We start from the raw sequence: 22927 nt of genomic DNA on the forward strand, positions 1-22927 counted from the left end.
ATAGTAACTATTTTCTGGGAAATATGCTTTAGTAAAACTGACGAAAACATTGTGTGAAATTGAAATAAATTACATCTTTTAATTTTTAAATTAAAATTTCTGAGTGATTGAAATTTGCACTGTAATATAATGGTTTTGATACAATTGATAGTTTCAATTAATTGTTATTATGGGTATGAAATAACAAAGTCTTAACATAGGTTGAAGGAGTGTACGTTTTGAATAATGTATTGGAATTCGAAAAATTATTAAAATCGTTAGATGCACAAAAATATGGCGCATATAAACGGATCAAAGGTGAATATCAATTTGAGCACTTTCGTTTAGCTATAGATCATATACAAGCAGATCCTTACGCGCCACCATCTAAAGTACGTATCAAAATGAAACGAGATATTGCTAAAATACCTAATGAATTATTAGACTCATCGACTAAAATCATTGCTGTATCTGATTTTTTAACAAGAACTTTTAGCAATCGCATTAAATCCGTTCTTAAATCTGATAGATTTTCGAAAAAATCTCCAGATATTGTTATAGACCATTGTGGACAAGAGATATTAAAACGGACCTCTGTAACTATCAATAAACGTGATATCGAAGTCCGTTTTGAAGTCGGTTTACCAGCTGCTGGAAGAAAGATTTTAGGAAAAGTAGCTGATCACATATTTATAGATCTAGTACCCAAAATAGTAGAACAATCATTATTGTATAAAAATTTGAATCAAGCGGCCTTAAATGAACAAGTGATATTGTATACAGATCAAGTATTTATACGTGAAACACTCAAACTTCAACATTTAGTTGCTTTTGTGGCTAATGATTCCATATTACCGAGAAAAAGTGGTGTATCTGGCAAACCATTACCTGGTGCTGTTTCATTCCAAAGCCCTAAAAAATTTGAAATTCAAATGACTTTACCCAGTGGTAAAATAGTTAAAGGGATGGGTTTACCTGAAGGTATAACGTTGATTGTAGGCGGTGGCTTTCATGGCAAGTCCACATTACTTGAGGCCTTAGAGCGTGGTGTATACCATCATGTGCCTGAGGATGGTCGTGAAATGATAATTACACGTGAAGATGCAATGAAGATTCGTGCAGAAGATGGCCGTAGTATTGAAAAGGTGAATATTGAACCATTTATCAATAATTTACCAGGTAAAAAAGATACTACGCAATTTTCTACTGAAAATGCCAGTGGCAGCACATCACAAGCTGCGAATGTCATGGAAGCTTTAGAATCACAAACATCATTATTATTGATAGATGAAGATACCTCAGCGACTAATTTTATGATTAGAGATACTAGAATGCAAAAATTAATAGCGCCGGACAAAGAGCCTATTACACCCTTTGCTAATAAAGTTAAGCCTTTGTTTGAAGATTACCAGGTTTCAACGATTTTAATCGTAGGTGGTTCAGGTGATTATTTTGAAGTGGCTGATCAAGTACTCATGATGGATGAATATATACTAAAAGATGTTACAGATAAAGCTAAAGCAATTGCTGAGACAGATAACTATCAACCAGAACATGGTCTTCATTATCAATTTGGTGAAATACCCAAAAGAATTCCATTAAAATCTAGTTTTTCTAATAAAGGCAGAGACCAACGTTTTAAAGTGAAAGGTATGCATACAATTTTATATGGTAAAGCACGTATCGATATTTCTGGTTTGGAGCAACTTGTTGACTCAAGCCAAACCAATTGTTTAGCCATGATGATTGATTATTATCAAAGTAATTTATTAAATGAACAAGACACTGTGTCCCAAGCAGCTGATAAAATTTTTGAACTTATTGATGAAGCAGGATTAGAGGTTATCTCACCTCATGATGGACACCCTGGTAACTTAGCATTGCCTAGAAAGCAAGAGTTCTGTGGCGTCCTTAATCGCTATAGAGGATTAAAAATTAAAGGTAAGTAAGTATAAGTGTCTGGGACATAAATAGAAGTCTCAGACGCTTATGAAAATTGGGCAGTAGATGACCGAGGTGAAATTATACTTATAGTAAACTTTTTAACCTTAGTCATTCTTGCTGGGGCGAGACAACGAAATGCTTATTAAAAAAATTCGATTTCTGTCCCACTCCTTTATTATTTATAAAAAGCGTTGTAAGTAGGTGGGTGGGTAGCCTGAGGTCATACATACGTGAGCCTACCAGTTAAGATATAAAGCTGTATAGCAATGTGTAATCTAACTGCACATATAACATGCTCCTTGTTAATAGCTTTTGAAAGAAAAATTTATGATAGTCTCATCAAACTAGAGTCCGCCAAAGTAGACTGACCAGTCTTTACAAAGAGAATAAGATTTCTGTTCGTTACTCGTTGCTCATGATTCTTTGTAAGTATATTCTATAATATCAGCAGGTTGATATTAAAGTGCTTTACAAATAGCGTCTAGAGTAGAAAAACGGAGTGCTTTTGCTTTTCCTGTTTTTAAATTGGATAAATTTGCTACTGTAATATCAATTACGTTTGCTAATTCACTAAGTTTTATTTTTCTATCAGCTAATATGTGATCTAAGCGAACTACAACCATTTATAAAATCTCCTAACCAGTATAATCAAATTCACCTTGCAAAAATGCACTATATTTAAATACATTACCGATAACCTAAATAATAATATCAGCAAATATAAGCGTAAAATTGAAATTAAAAAAGAAAGCACTGAAAATTTTGGTATCATTATCAATGAGTGTATATAATTTACTATTATGTCTTGAAAAATGATATACCGCAAAGTTGCCAGCTAGTTTAATAATGGGTTCGAAAAGGCCTAATAATACGAAACAGTATGAAATTAAAATCATTATCTTAGCATTCTTATATGTGAAAATACAACCTCTACTCACATTTTTGAGCCATTTTCTTATTTGATCAATAATTACAATATACAAAGCGGTTAATAGAGCCATTAATAATTGTATTAATACAACAGATGGTTTTGAAAAAGTAATACTATTTAAAACATGATTTGTAATATTTTGCGCAGTTACGCGTAATGAATTAACCCAAAAAGATTTATTTGCTTTTGTGTATTAATAAATGAGGACCGGATGGTTAAGATTGCGATTATTACCATAAAAAATAAGGTGTGGTTAATACTATAATAGAGATAACAGTTAAAGTTTTTATTAAGATAATAAAACTTATATTATTAATTGTATTCATATCAATTCTCTTTTTTAATTTTCTATCTACATTACATCTTTATTTTATCGTAATTCAATATTTTTTATCGAATAACGATAACTATATATTTTTAATTATCATCTAATAATTAGATATTATAAAAAAAGAAAATATAACAATAATAATGTAGAATAATTATAAGTGTTTTAAGCAAAGGGGGATTGTTTTATGCAAGAGGAAGATTATAAAATTTTAGCGATGCTTAATAAAGAACAAAGCTTTACTAAAGCTGCCAAACGATTATTTATGTCTCAACCATTACTTTCCTATAGATTGAAAAAAATTGAAAAAGATTTTGGTATTAATATAGTTGAAAAAATGGGAAATCAATTTAAGTTCACACCTGAGGGGGAGTATCTAGTCAAATTTTCTAATAAAGTTTTATTTGAAATTCAAAATTTAAAATCAAATATTAATGAACTTCGAGAAAATTTGAAAGGTAATATGAAACTAGGAGCAAATACAAATTTTGCTATATATACGATGCCAGAATTAATCAAACAATATTATCAAGCCTATACAGATATTTATATGTCTATGACAAGTGGTTGGAGTATTGAAATTTTGGAACAAATGGAAAATAATGACCTCGATGTGGGTATTTTAACAGGTGATTATGATTGGTATGGTCAGAAAATATTATTGAAACGTGATCCATTAACAATTATTAGTAAAAAATCGATAAGTTTGAAACATTTATATCAAGAATACCGAATTGTTTATAAATCACATCAAAATTTCAACACCTATATAGAACTAGAAAATTCAATTACTAAATCAATCAATGATTGGTGGAATGAACGTTACGATACGTATGCTAGAAACATATTTCAAGCTGATAAAATTGAAATTTGTAAAAAATTTGTAGAGAAAGGGATGGGATATGCTATCGTTCCTAAATCCTGTATTTTAGATAGTGATTCGTTTTATACTAAGGATTTGAAATTTAAAAATGGTGATAGTATCACAAGAAATACATGGTTATTGTATAGAGAAGAAGCCATGAATAATGATATAAAAAACTTTATATCATTTTGTAAGATATATTTTGAAATAGAGTAATTTAAAATAGCGTTAAGTGGTTTTTTAAGCTGCTTAACGTTTATTTATTATCATTTGTAAACGTTTTTATAAGCGCATAAAGAAATTTTATAACCCTCTGTACTTTATAACAAAATCACCTAAATAAACATGATGATATCAATGCTTTTAAAAAAAATATCCAGTTATAATTTGTCAGACTATTCAGAAACAAAGTTGCTGAATTGCAAACATGGTGCTAAACTTCAACTAATTTGAAGGAACCTTCAAATCAAAGGGGGATTGCCATGAAAGCTAAAAGACAAATAGATTTGTATATTTTAGGCATGGTTTTAGCAATATTAACATTTTGGCTTTTTGCACAATCAATGATTAATATCATTCCAACAATGCAAAAAGATCTAAATGTTTCATCAGGTATTTTAAATATTTCCACGAGTCTAACTTCGTTATTTTGTGGATTGTTTATCGTAGTTGGCGGCGGTATTTCAGATAGACTTGGGAGAAAGAAAATGACTTACGTTGGTTTAGTCATTAGCATCATTGGTTCATTGCTTGTCATTTTGGCAAGAGAACCTGTTTTATTGATTTTTGCAAGAGTACTTCAAGGTTTATCTGCGGCACTTGTGATGCCAGCTACATTAGCATTGATTAAGACAACATTTCAAGAAAGTGAACGACAACGTGCTCTGAGTTATTGGTCATTTGGTTCTTGGGGCGGTGGCGGTATAACCACATTTGTAGGTGGATTAATCGCTACATATTTTGATTGGCGAATGATATTTATTCTTTCTATTGCGATTGCAGTCATTGCGATGGTTTTATTGAAAAATATAGAAGAAACGAAAGTTGCTAAAGTAAATAAAGAAAAATTTGATATTATTGGCTTTTCAATTTTTGTAGTCACTTTATTAGTTATTAATATTATTGTGACACAAGGACAAGACTTAGGATGGGCAAGCTTTCCTATTGCGGCATTATTCATTGCATCTATCATATTAACATTTATATTTATCTTTTTTGAAAGAACGAGAAAACATCAATTTATAGATTTTGAATTATTTAAATCTAAACCATTTACTGGTGCTGTACTTACCAATTTTTTGCAAAATGGTATTGCTGGCACAATAGTTGTCGCGAACACGTATATTCAGATTGGAAGAGGGTTTACGGCTTTTCAAACAGGGTTACTGACATTGGGCAATATTATAGCTTTGTTGTTGATGATACGCGTGGGGGAACGATTATTACAAAAAGTCGGCCCTTATAAACCAATGTTTATCTCAATTATTATAGCAAGTGTTGGTATGAGTTTTGGAGCATTAACATTTTTGCCTAATTTAGTATACATTATCGTTGTATTTATTGGATTTTTAATTGCAGGTATTGGCATTGGTTTGTATGCAACGCCTTCATTAGATACCTTATTGGTTAACGTAAGTGACGACAAAGTAGGGATTGGTTCAGGTATTTACAAAATGGCGAGTTCTTTAGGTTATTCATTTGGTATTGCAATTTCTACCGCAATATATACTTCATTTGCTGAGCTGTTTCACAATGAACACTTGGCAGGAGCACTTGGTATGTTAACACCATTAGGTTTCGGCATTATTTCAATCGTTATTTTGATGGTGACAATGTATGAGAAGTCTTTAAAAGCTGATTGTATATAAACACATTTTAATTAAACGGGGGTATTTTAGTATGATGAATCCAGAAGAAAAACAAACATTAAATTTACCATTTACAGGTATTTGTACATTTGGTAAATATCCAGTATGTGATAATATTGAAAAATTGCCAGATATTAACGCAGATGTGGCAGTAATTGGTGTGCCTAATGATATGGGGACACAATGGAAATCAGGCGCACGTATGGGCCCACGTGGTGTGAGAGAAGGTTCTACACTATATAGCTTTGGGCTAGAAGGAGCTTATGATATTGAAAATGATATCACATATTTAGGGCCAAAATGGAAAGTATTTGATGTAGGTGACGTGGATATTGTACATGGAGACATTATGCAAAGTCATGATAATACCGAAGCAACATTACGAAAAATTGTTGATAAAGGTGTCATGCCAGTCATTATCGGCGGAGATCATTCAATTACTGCTGCTACAGGAAAAGGTGTTGAAGCTTTAGGACCATTCCATGTGTTGCAAATCGATGCACATTTAGATTGGGCGGACCATCGTTCAGGACAAAGATACGGTCATGGCAGTTGTATTAGAAGATTGTCTGAAATGGATCATGTTAAAAATATATACCAATATGGTATCCGAGGCATTAGCAGTAGTTTAAAAGAAGATGTAGATGCGGCTCGTGATTATGGTGCAACTATTTTGTCACCGAAACAAATGCGTGAAAAAGGTCCTGAAAATTTAGCAGCATTAATTCCGGAAGGCGAAAAATTATATATTACAATTGATATCGATGGTATTGATCCTTCTATTGCACCTGGTACTGGAACACCATCTCCCGGCGGTTTACTTTATGACGAGGTGAATGAGTTATTAAAAGCAGTAGCAAAACACAATGAAGTAGTCGGTTTTGACTTAGTAGAAGTGGCACCTGTTTATGACCCGGCTGGTATGACAGGTCAGACTGCCGCACGTATTATGTTGGATTTGTTGAGTTATGTATTAAAAGAAAGAGAGTTAAAAGGCGAGAAATAAATAGATTATATATTATAAAAAAACAGAGTGGCTATAGACGACAACAAGTTTATAGCCATCTTTTTGCATTAAAATATAAAAAAGAAAAAGCCGCCACAGGTGAGACTACCTTGCGACGGCTTACAATCTTTATTAATATTCAATATTTGGTGCCTGATTTACATGTTGTTGATAACGTTTAAGGCCTGCGAATGCTAATGCACCTATGGCTACAACAATTAATAATTTTTTCATAAATTTCGCTCCTTTAAGTGAATCAATGATAGCAAAGTATCTTAAAAAATACCAATGAACAATAGGCATGAGAAAACGATATTATTACCTTAATGACTCAATTTCTAAGAAATTGAGAACAAGGTGTATTAAAAATGGGCATGTGACTATAGGTTCATAAATAAGTGTTTAATCGTATCTTAGTCTAAGTTCATTTTAGATTTTCACACTTAAGCAATCAAAAGTCTATTCGTAATAGTTTAATTCAAGATCTTTTGAAGTTTGACGACGTGTTTTTCTCATTAAATCAACGTCATCAATTAATGATTTACCATAAGAAGGAATCATTTTTTTGATTTTAGGTTCCCAGTCATTTTTATATTCAGAGAAGTTTTTCTCTAATACTTCTAATGCAACTGATACAGAAGTTGATGCACCTGGTGACTCACCAAGTAATGCAATGACAGAATGATCTTCAGAATTTACAACTTCTGTTCCAAATTGAATAAATCCTTTACCATATTCTTCTGTATCTTTGATTACCTGAACACGTTTGCCTGCAGTATATAACTGCCAGTCTTCATCACGTGCTTCTGGGTAGAAAGTACGCAAGTGATTCATGCAACCTTCTTTTGTCATTAAAATTTGATCAAATGAATATTTAAGTAACGGTAAGTTTTTCACTGCCGCTGCTAATAATGTTGTGATGTTATATGGTTTAACAGATTTAAATAAATCTAAGTTTGAACCATATTTTAAGAATTTAGGTCCGATACTTGCGAATGGTCCAAATAATAGTGTTTTTTGCCCGTTAATGAAACGTGTATCTAAATGCGGTACAGTCATTGGTGGCGTGCCTGGTGGTTCTTTACCATATACTTTGGCACCATGTTCTTCAATCACATTTGGGTTTGTACATGTTAGGAATTGACCTGTGATAGGGAATCCGCCTAAATGTTTACTTTCAGGGATACCTGTTTTTTGTAGTAATGGAATAGCGGCACCACCAGCACCGATAAATACATAATCAGCCAATTGTGTTTGTGTTTCACCAGTATTCACATTACGTATATGAACTTCCCATTTACCGTCATTACGTTGATTAAAATCAAGTACTTCATGATGATATTGAATCTCTACATTTGGGTCTTTTTCAAGGTTTGCCGCCATTTTACGAGTTAATTCGCCAAAGTTTACGTCTGTACCTTCATTAATTTTGCTGGCAGCCATAATATCACTTGCGCTATGACCTTGCATCATTAATGGAATCCATTTTTTCATTTCTTCTATATCTTCAGTATATTCGATATTGTCAAACATAGGGAAGTTTTTCATAGCTTCATAACGGTCTTTTAAAAACTTGACGTTATTTTTACCTCTTACAAAACTGATATGTGGTAATGGATGAATGAATTCTCTAGGATTTTCGATATATTTATTTTTAACTAAGTGACCCCAGAATTGTTTAGAGATTTCGAATTGTTCATTAATCTCTTTTGCTTTTTCAATATTAATTGAACCATCAGGTTGCTGTACTGTGTAGTTTAATTCACAAAGTGCAGCATGCCCAGTACCTGCGTTATAACGCTCGTTTGAACTTTCCTCGCCAGGACGATCTAAACGTTCGTATACTTTAATATTCCAATCTGGTTCAAGTTCATTAAGCATAGAACCAAATGTTGTACTTAATACGCCGGCGCCAATAAGAATGACGTCTTTTGACTCAGTTTTAGCCATAGTTCCTCACCTTTCATTCTTAATAACATCAGTAACAATATGTCATACATTGTCACTCATCTTATGTCTTTATTTACTATTATATTACGCTATTCTCACATGTAAAAATACATATTAGTCATAGAACATATTCTGCTATGGAATACGTCGACATACATATAATTATTTACCCTATATCATGCATATAAATCATAGGATAGACAATTATAAGTGCTATATAGTAATTTTACATTATTTTCTTAGGAGGATACAAGTGAATATATTAACAGTAAAAATTATTGAACGTTCGGAGAAAATTGTGAAAAGCAGAAAAGTAATTTAGCAAATGACATAACTTATTAAAAAATAATGAGGTTTTAAGTGAATAAAATGTTTATCGCAATGTTTGAAGTGTTATAGAAATTACATAATATTGATAAGGGAGACATAATGATGGAAGATACAAAAGGTTGTATTAAGTGTGGTAATACTGAAATTGAAGAAGGAACGTTATCTGCTACCGGTTCAGGGTTATCTAAAGTATTTGATGTTCAACATAATAACTTTACGACAATTACTTGTTCAAAATGCGGGTATACGGAGTTTTATAAAAAAGATAAAAACAGAACGACTGATATGATTGATTTATTCTTTGGAGGATAAATCAATCCCAAAAACATCATATTTTCTATTGATTTTAGCTACTAGGAGCAGTTGTAAGTAAAATGATTACTTCAAAAACTCTAAAACCTGTGTGCGTTTTGTTCCAATTTATATTGGCTTTGTATTGAAAAACTTTGTCGTTTTGTTTATTGATAGTAAATTTAAATAACTACTTTACATCATTTATAAATGCGTAGTATTTATTCGTATATTTGTTACAATATCATCTTGTTTAAACATATTGAAGTTATTCTAATAGATTATGATTATTAAAATAGTAATAACTAAACTTAGACATCATTTTATAAGTAAAATACAATAAACTTTGTTATACTTATCATTAAAATGTAAGCGCTTACTAAATTGGTTTATAAAGGAGACTACATATGAAAGATAAAGTGATTATGGTTACAGGTGGTAGTAGTGGTATGGGGAAAGCGATGGCGAAGCGGTTTGCTCAAGAAGATGCTAATGTAGTTATAACAGGTAGATCGTTAGAACGTTTAAAGACCACGAAAGAAGAGATTGAACAACGAAAAGGACAAATTTTGTGTATTGATATGGATGTACGTGATATTGAACGTGTGCAATATACCGTAGATGAAACCATTAAGCGATATGGTAAAATTGATGGTTTAGTCAATAATGCAGCAGGAAATTTTATTTGTGCTGCAGAAGATTTATCAACAAATGGTTGGAATTCTGTTGTAGATATTGTTTTAAATGGAACGTGGTATTGTACGCAAGCTGTTGGTAAAAAATGGATTGAACAAGGACATAAAGGAAGAATTATCAATATGGTAGCGACTTATGCTTGGCGTTCTGGTCCCGGTGTTATACATTCTGCCAGTGCTAAAGCAGGCGTATTAGCTATGACTAGAACGCTAGCTGTAGAGTGGGGAGCTAAATATGGTATTGCTGTAAATGCTATCGCACCAGGACCTATAGACAATACAGGTGGTTCAGGAAAATTAAGTTTATCAGAAGAGGCGAGACAACAAACACTGAATAGCGTGCCGTTAGGGCGTATGGGCGAACCTGAAGAAATTGCAGGATTAGCTAAATTCTTATTATCAGAGGAAGCTAGTTACATTAACGGTGCTTGTATGACGATGGATGGTGGTCAGTGGCTCAATCAGAATGCGTTTTAAAAGGAAGCGGAACAACGACATCATACTTTATAAAATGAGTTCGTTGTCCCACTCTTGGTAAGGATGCTATGAAAAAGAATACAAGAGTTGAAACACTTGTATAAGCATATTTTTAACTTAATTATCTACTGCTACCACGGTGTTTAAGGCTGACGCATTATTTATGTTTCAGCCTCTTTTCTTCATAGCTGCTCTCAGTATTTTTTAGCGTTGCTTATTTATAACTATAGACTTTACGGATGGAATATCACTTTGTCAAAACGCTCTTTGTTGTTAACGAGAGCATCAAAAACCTTTGGACCTTTTCCAAGAGCCAGTTTATCTGAAATAATAGGTTCAATAATGATATCACCAGTAGACATATAATGTAGCGTCGAATGCCACTCTTTACCTGGAAATGGAGCTGACAAACCATTCCAAGAACCAAGGACATTTAGCTCATTGCGTAGTATTTTTTCGAAGTGAATTCTGTCCATTTCTATGTCAGAATAAGGAATGCCAAGTAATAAAACTTCTCCACCTTTAGTAGGTAATGTTAGTACTTGACCAATAGTGAAAGGAGAACCGGCAGATTCCACTGCGACATCCACTTTTTCAGGAAGTTCATTTATCGCTTTATCTAAGTTTTCTTGCTTTGAGTTAATGATATAGTTTGCACCAAGTGATTGTGCAATATCTAATTTATGTGAATCGATATCAATCGCTACAATTTTAGCTGCACCAAATATTTTTGCCCATTGTATTGCTAAAAGCCCAATGCTTCCACAACCCATGACAGCTACCGTTGCTCCAGGTTCCATTTTAGTTCTATAAAAACCGTGTGCGACTACCGCAGAAGGTTCTACCATTGCAGCAGTATCGAAATCAACGTTAGTGGGTATCTTCAAAACATGACTAGCAGGCAGTTTTACATATTCTGCAAAACAACCAGGTTGATAAGAGCCAATAACAAATAAATGTTCACATCTAGAATAATCACCTTTTTCACATTGCGCACATTGATGGCATACGATGGCCGGACAACCTGTGACGGCATCTCCAATTTGCAAGTGATTAACTTTAGAACCGATTGCTTCAACTATGCCAGAAAATTCATGACCAAACGTCATCCCTGCTTCATATGGACCTAACTTTTTATATCGAGAATGATCTGATCCGCAAATCCCAGTGGCGACTACTTTAATAATCACATCATCAACAGCATTGATTTGAGGCATAAGTGTATCTTCGTAGCGTAAGTCTTTAATTCCATAAAGGTTTAGAGCTTTCAAAAGCGACCCCCCTATTAAAAGATAGTTTAAATCATTTTATGAAGTTGTTTTTTTTTCTTTTGAAAAATTTAGAAGCAAAATAACTGAAAATAACGATGATATTGCAATATAACAAATGATCCATATAAAATGATGTGATCCCTCTCATTGGTCCAAGCATAAAATCAAGCATATGTTCCACCATGTTAATCACCCTTTCTTAGTCAGCTAGAGTTACTCTGCTGGACGTAATAATACTTTAATTCCATCTCCACTTTTGATGTGGTTATATCCTTCGCTCCACTGTGTGATGTCTAATTCTGTAGTAATTAATGCTTCAGCATTTACATCACCAGCACTTAATAGTTGTAATGAAGGTTCCCAATCAGCTGGTTTTTGGCTTCTACTTCCAACAACACGGATTTCTTTTTGAACAATTGTTTCTAAATCAAACGGGATTTCTGAGGATTTAAAAATACCAACTTGTACGTATTGTCCCTTTTTACGTAATAAATCTAGACCTTGTTTTGCAGCAGGAATAGCACCCGAACATTCAAGTACAACATTAGCACCATAACCATTTGTTATACTATTTACATATTCTTTTAAATCTGTTTGTTGAATGTTTATTACGTGGTCCAATTGTAATTCTGAGGCTTTATCTAAACGTGCTTTATCATGATCTAAACCTGTGATAATTACGTTAGCGCCTTTACTCTTGGCAACTTGTGCTACAAGTAAACCAATTGGACCAGGTCCCATAACGACAACCACATCATCAGCTTTAATATTTACTTTTGAAACAGCATGATGTGCGCATGCCAAAGGTTCTGTCATAGCTGCAGCTTTATAGGACACATTGTCAGGAAGATGATGTACGCTATTTGCACGTGCAATTAAATATTTTGTGAAACCACCATTTTGTTGTGTCCCTAATCCTTTACGATAATTGCATAAATTATAATCTCCGTTTTGGCAATATTGACATTCACCACAAACATAATACGTCGTTTCTGAAGTGACACGGTCACCGATGTTAAAATGATTCACACTGTTACCGATTTCAACAACTTGTCCTGAAAATTCATGGCCAAGGATTACAGGGAATTTTACGTTGTAATGCCCTTCATAAGTGTGAATGTCTGTACCACAAATACCTGCGTATTCTACTTTTATTTTAATTTCATTGGCACCAGGAGAAGGCACTTCTGCTTCTAATATTTCTAAATTACCAAATCCTGGTTTTGTCTTAACAAGTGCTTTCATAATCAAGTCAACTCCTATATATTAGTTAAAAATACTGAAGAATTTGAAAATAATATAATTCAGTATATTTCCACCTTGGTCAAGACTTGAAATTTGAGATGACCCTGATGGCATTTTTACGTTTGTACCGTCTGCCATGCTAGTAAATATAGGTGCTACGTCCGTTGCGATGTATAAAGAAATAGCAATCATTATTGTTCCAACTATTACGGAGTGAATAATATTTCCTCGTGCCGCTCCGACAATAAAGGCAACGATAAACGGTATAGTAGCTAAATCACCAAATGGTAAAACTTTGTTTCCAGGTAATATGACAGCAAGAACTACAGTGATAGGTACCAGGATTAATGCAGTGGCAATTACTGCTGGGTGCCCTAATGCTACTGCTGCATCTAAACCAATATAAATTTCACGATCACCAAAGCGTTTGTTTAGCCAAGTACGCGCAGACTCTGATACTGGCATTAAACCCTCCATAAGAATTTTGACCATACGTGGCATTAATACCATTACTGCTGCCATAGACATACCTAAGTTGATAACATCACCTGTGTTATAACCTGCTAGTAGTCCTATAATAAGTCCCAATACTAGACCAACAAATATAGATTCACCAAATGCTCCAAAACGTTTCTGTATTGTATCTGGATCAGCATTTAATTTGTTTAAACCAGGTATTTTTTGAATACCTTTCACTAAAAATATGCCTGGTGCATATGAAATCGTACTGCCTGTAGCGATAGAAACACCAGGTAAGTCATAGAATTTACTCATCATTGGTGCAGTCCAATCTGCTACTTTAAGACAAACAATTTGGAATAGGGCAGCTGCAACTAATGACTGCCAAATACTTCCAGAAATTGCATAAATCATTGCTCCCATAAATGTGTAGTGCCAGAAGTTCCATATATCAACGTTCATTGTTTTAGTTGTTTTTGTTAGCAACATAATAATATTAATTACTAAACCTAATGGAATAATAAAAGCAGCGATACTTGAAGCCCATGCTATAGAAGAAGTCGCAGGCCATCCTACATCTATGACATGTAAGCTTACCCCTAGGTTTTTAACCATAGCTTGGGCAGCTGGGCCTAAATTATCTACAAGTAAATCTATAACTAAGAAAATCCCAACAAATGCTACACCAATTGTTAAACCCGACCTAAATGCAGCACCGACTTTTTGTCTGAAAAATAATCCCAATAAGAATATAACAATTGGTAAAATGACTGTTGCTCCCAAATCTAGAAAGGCTTGAATAAAATCTACAAATCCACTCATCTCATACACCATCCTCTTTAGTTTAAAGTGATATCGGAGTTAATTAAGCTTTATGTACCGAAAATATACACAAATAGAGAATTGATTACTCCAACATTCTAAGTTTAGATAGAGATTTACTTAATTTTTTTGTAACACTTCTAAGATTTCTTTCTTCGTGTCTTCAACACCAATGCCAGTTAAGAAGTTACGTGCATTGATAACAGGGAAGTCATATTCTTTTTGTGTCATTGCTGTTGTCACTAATAAATCAGCTGTGTCAACATACGCACCGACTTCAGAAATTTTGATTTGTTTTAAATCAACTTTAATATCATGTTCTTTAGCCATTTCCTCAATTGCGTTATTTACTACAGTTGACGTTGCAATTCCAGCACCACATGCTACTAATACTTGTTTCATAATAAAATCCTCCTAGTTTTAATTTTTATATTATTTAAAAGAGTTAGGCTAATGCTTTTTCTATAATTGAAGCGATATGTGTTTTATCTTGTGATGTTGCAATAGATTTAAGTAATTGATCGTTTTGAAAAATACGCATTAATTTTTGAAGTAATGATAACTGTGTATCCTCCTTATCCATTGCAAGCATAAATATCAATTTAACATCTGTTGTTTCTTCTATTTCCCCCATAATGACAAAGGGAACAGTCTCTTTTAATACTGCCACACCGATAGTTTTTTGATAAACGTGTTCAATATCGGTATGCGGGATGGCTACAGAACAATATACGGTAGGTAGCCCTGTAGCAAATGTTTTTTCTCTATTAATGACTGCCTCTTTATAAGAAGGCCTAACATAACCATTATTTTGCATTAAATCAGCCAATTGACTTAAAGCGTCTTCACTTGATATAGCGTTTAATCCAATAACGATGTTAGAGACGTCAATTTTTAAATCTTCCATAGACGTGACCCCTTTGCTTTAATCTATTTTTGAAAATTGTCGAATCGTTTCGAAAACGTGAGTTCTTGAACCAGTTTGAATTATATTTTTAATACAATATTTATCTTGTGCTAAATCACGTAATTGTAATAAAGGTCGTAAATGTTTGAATTTATCTGTTGCAGCTATTACTACAAAGACACTCACTTCTATGTCACTGCTTAATACTAGTGGCTTGTCTAATATCAACATACTCATCGCAGTACGATTTACATTTTGGTTGTTTTCAGCGTGAGGTATAGCAATATTTTGGTTGATAACCATATATGTGTCATCAAATGATTCAACCATCGTCTCAATGTAATCGTTATTGATATAATCTTGGATGAAGAGTGGTTGAGCTGCCTGACGTATGGCTTCTTCTACTTCTGTAATGTTGCTTCCAAATTGAATATGATGTTTAGGTAATAAATCTTGTAAATTGAAGTGGTGAGTTAATGAAATCGATGATGTCTTAATTGATGCATATGTGTGGACATTTTCGAATTGACTTTTGATTTCATGGATTAATGCTGCTTCATTATGAATTTGGGCATGTTCGCGAATAGCAGATAACATTTTTTCTACTTGTAAATCAGTTTCAAATGAATGATTTAATTGTCCGAAGACAAGTTGTCGCAAATCTTGTTTTTCTTGAGCAGTGAGAATTGCTTTAGTGATGTAAAGTTTTTTATGAGTTAATACATGCATTGGTGAAAAAACTAAATCAAAATTCAATGAATAGTTATTAAATTCCCTTAATGATAAAGCATCTAAAAAAATGAATTCTGGAAAGACGCTGCGTAATTCTTGTAACATCATTTGAGAAATTGATGTCCCTTGTGTGCAAACTACAACGGCCTTCACTTTTTTCTCAATATCTTCATCTTGTCTTCTTAAAGTTCCACCAATTAGCATAGTGAGATATGCAATTTCGTTATCTGGCAAAGCTTGATCAAAGAATTTTTCCATTGGTTTTGATGAAATTTTAACTAAATGGAATAATTCTTTATAGTCTTCTTTCAGAGTATTCTGTAAACTATCTACATCAGATAGCCCATATCTAATTCTATAAAATGCAGGTTTCATATGAAGCATTAATTGATTTAATAAAGACTCGTGATCTTCAAATGTTATAAATGTAATTTTTTCAAACTCACTAATCATTGTTTCTAACGCTAGTCTAAGTTCAGGTAAAAATTTAACATCGCTTAATTCTGACCAATGCACACTAGTGGATAATAATTGTAATGTAATAAATAATTTTTCTTGTCGCGGAATATCTGAATAATTAGCTGTTAATATTTCGGTTGCTTGATATTCCTCAGTGTCAGATAAGTCATCGTACCCAATTAAAATGGGTGATATAGTTTTGTTATATTCGATTCTTCTAAGAATAAAATATAGTTTATAACGTAACGTTTCAGTGCTCTGATCTATAAATTTATTTTCTAAATATTGTTCGATTTTATTAATTTGACGATCAATGATTTGCAACTTGTCTTCATCAAAAGAGAGACTTTTTAAAACATCTCCTTGCGTAATATTTAATGTAAATACTTTATCTATTAAGCGAATAAATAACTTTCTGTTTTCGATTTCATTACTATTTAAGCAGTATCCCTCCTGTCTTGTGTATTGTAGCTTTACATCATAAGGTTTCAATAATTGCTTTAATTGCTTTAAGTCATTTAAAACAGTATTCTTACTTACTTTCAAATCGATAGAAAAATGATTTAACGATAATATTTCATCTTCTTTAAACAACATGAGTAAAATGAGATGCGCGCGTTGGTAAGCTGTATATACTTGCTCATTTTCCTGCTGAACAGATTCAATAGATACATTAAGAAAATTTTTAATTACATCATCAACAATAAAGAAACCCTGACTTGTACGTTCAATGATTGGACAACCTTGTTTAATTAGCCATTCATTTATTTTTTTAATACGATAACCAAGTTGTCTGCGCGAAATGTTAAACTTAGTTTCTAAATCTTTGCCTTTAATCTTTGGATTTTTAATCATTTCAGCAATGATATCAAAGTTTTCTGCGTGTATTTTGAATCCCCCCTTTGTTGTTGCATTTAATTTAGCACAGCTTATCCAAGAGTTGTACATGTATTAGACACAATTTACATCATGTTTGATGTACATCATTGTGTTTGATATGAAAAAAAGCACTTACCATCGCGTTTATGTGATAAGTGCTAATTCGCAAAAATTATTGATTTGAAATTGTGATTTTATCAATTATACGTTAGTTTGCATTTAAATTAAAATAATATATTGAATGTAAAAGCTGATTGGTTTACTAAATAACTATAAATTATAAAACGAACATTCAAAATGAACGTTCGTTTTATAATTTATACCAAAAAGAAATGATTTGTGTGTGTTAAATTAACCCAAGCCAATGCCAATAAGTTGCACTAAATAAAACAATAAGTAAATAGCCAATAATGGTTATAGGTATGCCGGTTTTTAAGAAATCTTTAACAGTAAAGGTTTCTGTGCCATATGCTAACATGGCCTGTGGTGAGCTTATAGGTAATAAAAATCCAAAACTAATAACAAATTGTTGTATCAGTACAAAACCAATAGATTGATTTCCTAAATCTAGTGTAGTAGTTAGCGAAATAAAAACTGGGATTAGAGCCGATGCTAAACTTGTAGCACTAGCGAAACCTAAATGTATTAAAATATTGAAAAGCGCAATTAATGAAATTATAATCACGATGGGATATTGATTGAGCCCCATCATGCCAAAAGTTTGGTCGCTTAACCATTGTGCAGCCGTTGTTTTTAATAGTACGTTGCCCAATGAAATACCTACACCGAAAACAATGATAGTACCCCAAGGTATACGTCTCTCGGCCTCTTTCCAAGTCATAACACCTATTTTGGGTGTTAACATAATAACTAAAGCTAACAGTATAATGGAAGATGAATCGATGGGATGAAATACTTTTTCAGTAGACCAAAATATTAATAACATAATAGAAATGGCTATTAATCTCCATTCTTTTCCTGTTATTGGTCCCATTTCTTTCAATTGTTGCTGAATTAAGATTTTTCCCCCAGAAAGTTCTCTTTCTTCAAGTGGCATAATCTTAATCATTATAAAATAAAGTGCAATAGACATTAAAATTGACCACGGTCCTGCATATAAGAACCATTGCCCCCATGAAATGTCAGTGCCGAGTTGATCGTTTATAAAATTGATAGCAACGATATTTTGTGCTGCTGCTGTTTTAATACCAATATTCCAAATTGAGACGGCCTGTACAGCAGTTATGACTAAAAGACCAGCTAGTTTACTTTGTTTAGAAACGCCAAATGCTGCTATCATACCTAGTAAAATTGGAATAACTGCACCAGCTCGTGCAGTAGCGGAAGGCACGAAAAATGCTAAAAATATAGCTACTAATATCGTTCCGATAACAATATGTTTTGTCTTATTGCCTGCTATAGACAAAACGATGAGAGCAAGACGTTTATGTAGTTGTGTAATCTGCATTGCTGTTGCCAAAAACAATGCTGCTGCAACTAATGCGAGTGCACTTGTTGCAAACCCACTAAAGGCCAGTTTTAAAGCATTGCCTGTTCCAAAAAGCGCATCACCTTTTAATAATACCCCATTTGATTGAGGGTTTCCTAAAGATTCAGATAAATTTTGTACAGGACTGAAACCCAATAATATTATTATTAAGGCAACAATCATAGTGGCAGAAACTGGATAAGTGACTGCTTCGGTTACCCATAATATAACTGCAAATATTAATATAGCTAACGCACTTTTAGCCATAAACGGTAAGTTTTCTGGTGTTGGTAAAAACATCACGATTGTCAATACAACAATACCTATTATTAACCAAAAAGGCTTAAAACGAGGTGTTGTCGTTATCGATGAATTTTTATGCATGAATATTTCCTCCCTTGTTATATCGTTCACAATAAGGATACAAATATTATTAAGTTGTTTCACTATGTTTTTGGGAAAGTTCATAAAAGTTTGCGATTTATTGATCATGCTATTCGATTGTTTTTATTAATTTTTTACATGAAATGTCATTGAAGATATGACCGAACGTAAGCATCAGAAAACGCGGGAATTCTAGTAATTGTAGAATATTAAATTAACTAAGATTAGCTAACAAATGTTAATTAGATAGTAAAGTTATTTAGAAAACAGGAGACTAGTGTTAGGGAGTGATTAAGAGAGATAAAATGTTTCAAGTTAAGTATAGTAATTGATGATTAGATTAATAAAATTACGAAGAGGCTACAATGTTAAATAATATTTTTGAATACGAATAGATACTTTGTATCTAAGTGTAGAAATAGATAAAATACGACTTGAAAAATTGATAATAAGATAGCCAAATAAAGAATCAAGTTTAAATATTGGTGAAAAGGTAATAGCAATACTAATGATGAAAATGAGAAAAATTGATATAGAAATTTTAAAAATTAAAAAAGGTGATAAATATGAATGTTAGATTTCCTATTGGTGAATTAGAATTACCTAATCATGTGACACTAGAAGATATTCAAGAATGGCTGGAAGACATTGAAGGATATGTACATCGTTTAAGACAAGTTGTAGATGATTTAAATGAATCAGAATTAGGCAAGCAATATCGTGAGGGAAGTTGGACAGTACGTCAACTTGTTCACCACATTGCTGATTCACAAATAAATATGTATCAACGTTTAAAACTATCTTTAACAGATAATAATCCAATGGTAGAGCCTTTTATACAAGATGAATGGGTTGAATTGGAAGATAATAACCTTCCAGTGGAGTCTTCACTTAGAATAATGGAAGGTATTAACGAGCGCATTGTAGCTGTTGGCAATACTTTAACTACTGATGACTTGAAACGTACATTTACGCTTAAAGGGGAAGGTAAGCATCAAATTGCCGAACAGATTGCTAAGTTGGCATGGCATGAAGCACACCATTTAGCACATATTAAAATAGCATTATCAAATTAAAGTAATTTATGTTACCGCTCAAATATAATTATTTGAGTGGTGTTTTTATATGTGAAAAATATATTTTAGAGAAAGAGTTATAATAAGTAAATTGAAATGTATATGGTAAGAATAATTGAATATATGTTTTTTAATCAGAGAAAGTTGTCACACTAATTACATTTATATTACAAAGTGTATGCATATAAAAATAGCTTTGTTGACTTTTATAATGGTATTTTACAAAGGAAAGATTTGTTTTAAAATACAATTTAATGTAATTATTATGTAAAATGGATAAGGTTTTTTAATTTTATTGTAACCTGCAAGTATTTTATAGATGTTATAGTATTTACTGGAAATTGGTTGGAACAACATTGTTTTTACAAGAGTTGGATTTCAATATCATGCGAAAATAAATTCTTAAAAATATAAAAATTAACTTGTAGGAGGACTTATTTAAAAATGAAAAAAAACAGTATTAGCATTAACATTAGCAGTAGGATTAAGTGTAACAGGATTTGCAGCAGGAAACTCAGCAGACGCAGCTGAACAAGGTGTAGATAAAGCACAGTTAGCTCAATTAGCACAATCTAATCCAGAACAATTAAATGCTTCACCAGTACATGAAGGTTCATATAGCTATAACTTTAACCAAAATGGTTTAAACTATAATTTTGAATCTAATGGTCAAACTTGGTCTTGGAGCTATGGTGAAGGTTCTAGTTCAAATGACATTTCATCAGAACAATCTACTGATGTAGAACAACCACAACAAACTGAGCAAGCATCAACTGAACAACCAGTTCAACAAGCTGCGCCACAAACTGAACAAACACAACAACCAAAACAAGAAGCTACAACAAAAGCTTCAACTCAATCATCAAGCTCAAACGAAGCTTCAAGTGGTTCATCAGTAAACGTTAATTCACATTTACAAGCAATTGCACAACGTGAATCAGGCGGAGATCTTAAAGCTGTTAACCCATCATCAGGTGCAGCAGGTAAATATCAATTCTTACAAAGCACTTGGGATTCAGTAGCACCTGCAGCTTATCAAGGTGTATCTCCAACAGAAGCTCCAGAATCAGTACAAGATGCTGCAGCAGTTAAACTTTATAACGAAGTTGGCGCTTCACAATGGGTTACTGCATAATAGAAATTTAAAGCAAATAACTTAAAATTAAACAATAAATTAAGAGCCTGGGATATCAATTTATCCTAGGCTCTTAATTTATATTAATAGCAGATGGTCCAAAAACTTTATCCTAAGCTTTAAAAAATGCTTTTAAAAGCCGCTCTTTTTTCTAGTTGTCCCACTTATTGAAAAGGACACGAAATTATTTTAGAAAATGTGATTTTATATCTTTTTTTAAATACAAATTAAAAATTAAATAAACATATGCGTTATAACGGTGAAGATTTAAAAGCTAAATTATAAAAATTCGCTCCAAATGCTTCCAGTTGGTGTAGAATTTACAGAAATCATTTCATCTTTGGTGGGGTGCTTTACACTTAATTGGGACGCCCAAAGTGCAATTTGTTGACCATGCTCATTGATGTTTTGTCCATATTTTTGATCACCATATAATGGCAAATTTTGGTTGGCAAATTGAACTCTAATTTGATGTGAGCGTCCAGTTTTTAATTGAACTTGAACTAAAGTTTTTTTATTAATTGTTTTGATGACTTTATAATTTAATATAGCTTCTTTAGCATCTTTTTTCTGGGGGTCAACAGCATATACGATATTTTTATTTCTGTCTTTCCATAAATAATCATGAAGTATACCTTCATTTTTTGAAGGAACACCATGAATAACCGCTAAATAGGTTCTATGTAATTTTTGTTTTCTTAGTTCATTTGATAACCTAGAAGCTGCTTTAGAAGTTTTAGCAAATACGATTGCACCTCCAACAGGTCGATCAAGACGATGTACTAAACCAAGGTAGACATTACCAGGTTTATTGTACTGTATTTTTATATAATTTTTTAAAATAGATAATAAATCTTGATCTTTTGAGTTATCTGCTTGTACTGGAACATTTATGGGTTTTTCTACCATTAATAAATGATTGTCTTCGTAAAGTATGTTGTTGAACATTTAATTCCTCCAATACATTATATAGTCATAATTTTTTCGTAGTTTAAAATTAAAATAACTAAAAATAATTCAAATTAAGATATTATCAGTAGATGGTTATAAATTCAATCTTATTTATATGTAATCGACATAAAAACGTTTATACTTTGAAAGGTTTGGACATAATATAAAAATTTATATATTAAAAAGTGTAACTATATAATATTTTGTCTCTAATTACACAATTGTTACATTTGGTTAAATATAAATTTATCCTTTGTCTTTGATATGAAAGAGTTTAAAATAGATTTTATTTAATTAAGAGGGCGTAGTTAATGTAATTAAGACGTAAAAAACCTAGTTATTTTTTAACTTCACTGTAACCCACAAGCATTTTATAGATGTTACAGTGGGAACTAGCAAATTTAAGAAAAGTAATTTTGCAAAAAACGAAAATACAAATTAAACAATTAAAAGT

19 protein-coding genes and 1 pseudogene are annotated in these 22927 nt (G+C 32.4%); 8 read left to right on the plus strand and 12 right to left on the minus strand.

Annotated elements, in window-relative coordinates; genetic code table 11:
- Positions 1–218 precede the first annotated feature (218 nt).
- Entirely contained in the window at positions 219–1928 is a 1710-nt protein-coding gene (locus KA900_RS12880) for an ABC-ATPase domain-containing protein (RefSeq protein WP_210139734.1), read from the plus strand.
- A 453-nt stretch (positions 1929–2381) separates the two neighbouring features.
- Here the strand turns inward: KA900_RS12880 and KA900_RS12885 are convergent, their stop codons facing one another.
- A complete protein-coding gene (locus KA900_RS12885) occupies positions 2382–2546 on the minus strand; it encodes a helix-turn-helix domain-containing protein (protein WP_210139735.1) in 165 nt (54 codons plus the stop codon).
- Between the two features lie 823 nt (positions 2547–3369).
- On the opposite strand from KA900_RS12885, the gene KA900_RS12890 reads away from it, so the two are divergent.
- The 3 genes from KA900_RS12890 to speB all read left to right on the plus strand — a co-directional run bounded on the left by KA900_RS12890 (position 3370) and on the right by speB (position 6921).
- Positions 3370–4263 carry a LysR family transcriptional regulator gene (locus KA900_RS12890; protein ID WP_210139736.1) on the plus strand — a complete coding sequence of 298 codons (894 nt, stop codon included), beginning with the start codon at positions 3370–3372 and terminating at the stop codon, positions 4261–4263.
- A 260-nt stretch (positions 4264–4523) separates the two neighbouring features.
- A complete protein-coding gene (locus KA900_RS12895) occupies positions 4524–5915 on the plus strand; it encodes an MFS transporter (RefSeq protein WP_481906340.1) in 1392 nt (463 codons plus the stop codon).
- 31 nt (positions 5916–5946) lie between these two features.
- Entirely contained in the window at positions 5947–6921 is a 975-nt protein-coding gene (gene speB, locus KA900_RS12900) for an agmatinase (RefSeq protein ID WP_210139738.1), read from the plus strand.
- A gap of 132 nt (positions 6922–7053) precedes the next feature.
- On the opposite strand, the gene KA900_RS12905 is transcribed toward speB, so the two are convergent.
- Together KA900_RS12905 and lqo are read right to left on the minus strand one after the other, a co-directional pair.
- Complete coding sequence (locus tag KA900_RS12905; protein WP_210139739.1) at positions 7054–7155, minus strand: SE2200 family small protein; 102 nt, start codon at positions 7153–7155, stop codon at positions 7054–7056.
- Positions 7156–7380: 225 nt separating this feature from the next.
- On the minus strand, positions 7381–8871 hold the full coding sequence (lqo, locus tag KA900_RS12910) for an L-lactate dehydrogenase (quinone) (RefSeq protein ID WP_210139740.1): 1491 nt from the start codon (positions 8869–8871) through the stop codon (positions 7381–7383).
- 432 nt (positions 8872–9303) lie between these two features.
- On the opposite strand from lqo, the gene KA900_RS12915 reads away from it, so the two are divergent.
- Positions 9304–9513 (plus strand): zinc ribbon domain-containing protein, encoded by a 210-nt coding sequence (locus tag KA900_RS12915; RefSeq protein ID WP_210139741.1) that lies wholly within the window; start codon positions 9304–9306, stop codon positions 9511–9513.
- 386 nt (positions 9514–9899) lie between these two features.
- On the plus strand, positions 9900–10664 hold the full coding sequence (gene fadH, locus KA900_RS12920; RefSeq protein WP_210139742.1) for a 2,4-dienoyl-CoA reductase: 765 nt from the start codon (positions 9900–9902) through the stop codon (positions 10662–10664).
- A 233-nt stretch (positions 10665–10897) separates the two neighbouring features.
- Here fadH and KA900_RS12925 read toward each other — a convergent pair whose 3' ends face one another.
- The 8 genes from KA900_RS12925 to KA900_RS12955 all read right to left on the minus strand — a co-directional run bounded on the left by KA900_RS12925 (position 10898) and on the right by KA900_RS12955 (position 19311).
- Entirely contained in the window at positions 10898–11935 is a 1038-nt protein-coding gene (locus KA900_RS12925; RefSeq protein ID WP_210139743.1) for a galactitol-1-phosphate 5-dehydrogenase, read from the minus strand.
- Positions 11936–11966: 31 nt separating this feature from the next.
- Positions 11967–12119: a hypothetical protein gene (locus tag KA900_RS14835; protein ID WP_245339203.1), complete on the minus strand. Its 153-nt coding sequence runs from the start codon at positions 12117–12119 to the stop codon at positions 11967–11969.
- Between the two features lie 29 nt (positions 12120–12148).
- Entirely contained in the window at positions 12149–13180 is a 1032-nt protein-coding gene (locus KA900_RS12930; RefSeq protein ID WP_210139744.1) for a zinc-binding dehydrogenase, read from the minus strand.
- A 21-nt stretch (positions 13181–13201) separates the two neighbouring features.
- On the minus strand, positions 13202–14461 hold the full coding sequence (locus tag KA900_RS12935; RefSeq protein ID WP_210139745.1) for a galactitol-specific PTS transporter subunit IIC: 1260 nt from the start codon (positions 14459–14461) through the stop codon (positions 13202–13204).
- A gap of 120 nt (positions 14462–14581) precedes the next feature.
- Positions 14582–14863, minus strand: coding sequence for a PTS sugar transporter subunit IIB (locus tag KA900_RS12940; RefSeq protein WP_210139746.1), 282 nt, complete (start codon positions 14861–14863; stop codon positions 14582–14584).
- Between the two features lie 43 nt (positions 14864–14906).
- Entirely contained in the window at positions 14907–15368 is a 462-nt protein-coding gene (locus KA900_RS12945) for a PTS sugar transporter subunit IIA (protein ID WP_210139747.1), read from the minus strand.
- 18 nt (positions 15369–15386) lie between these two features.
- Entirely contained in the window at positions 15387–17507 is a 2121-nt protein-coding gene (locus tag KA900_RS12950; protein ID WP_210139748.1) for a BglG family transcription antiterminator, read from the minus strand.
- A gap of 277 nt (positions 17508–17784) precedes the next feature.
- Positions 17785–19311, minus strand: a complete 1527-nt coding sequence (locus tag KA900_RS12955) for an SLC13 family permease (RefSeq protein WP_210139749.1) — start codon at positions 19309–19311, stop codon at positions 17785–17787.
- 566 nt (positions 19312–19877) lie between these two features.
- Here KA900_RS12955 and KA900_RS12960 point away from each other — a divergent pair.
- Both KA900_RS12960 and KA900_RS12965 read left to right on the plus strand, forming a co-directional pair.
- Entirely contained in the window at positions 19878–20387 is a 510-nt protein-coding gene (locus KA900_RS12960) for a YfiT family bacillithiol transferase (RefSeq protein ID WP_210139750.1), read from the plus strand.
- 448 nt (positions 20388–20835) lie between these two features.
- A pseudogene (locus KA900_RS12965) lies at positions 20836–21522 on the plus strand (transglycosylase family protein); the annotation flags it as partial.
- Positions 21523–21801: 279 nt separating this feature from the next.
- Here the strand turns inward: KA900_RS12965 and KA900_RS12970 are convergent.
- Positions 21802–22470 carry an RluA family pseudouridine synthase gene (locus KA900_RS12970; protein ID WP_210139751.1) on the minus strand — a complete coding sequence of 223 codons (669 nt, stop codon included), beginning with the start codon at positions 22468–22470 and terminating at the stop codon, positions 21802–21804.
- Positions 22471–22927 lie beyond the last annotated feature (457 nt).

It is taken from the genome of Staphylococcus sp. GDY8P120P, assembly GCF_017892065.1.
Classification (GTDB): Bacteria; Bacillota; Bacilli; order Staphylococcales; family Staphylococcaceae; genus Staphylococcus; species Staphylococcus nepalensis.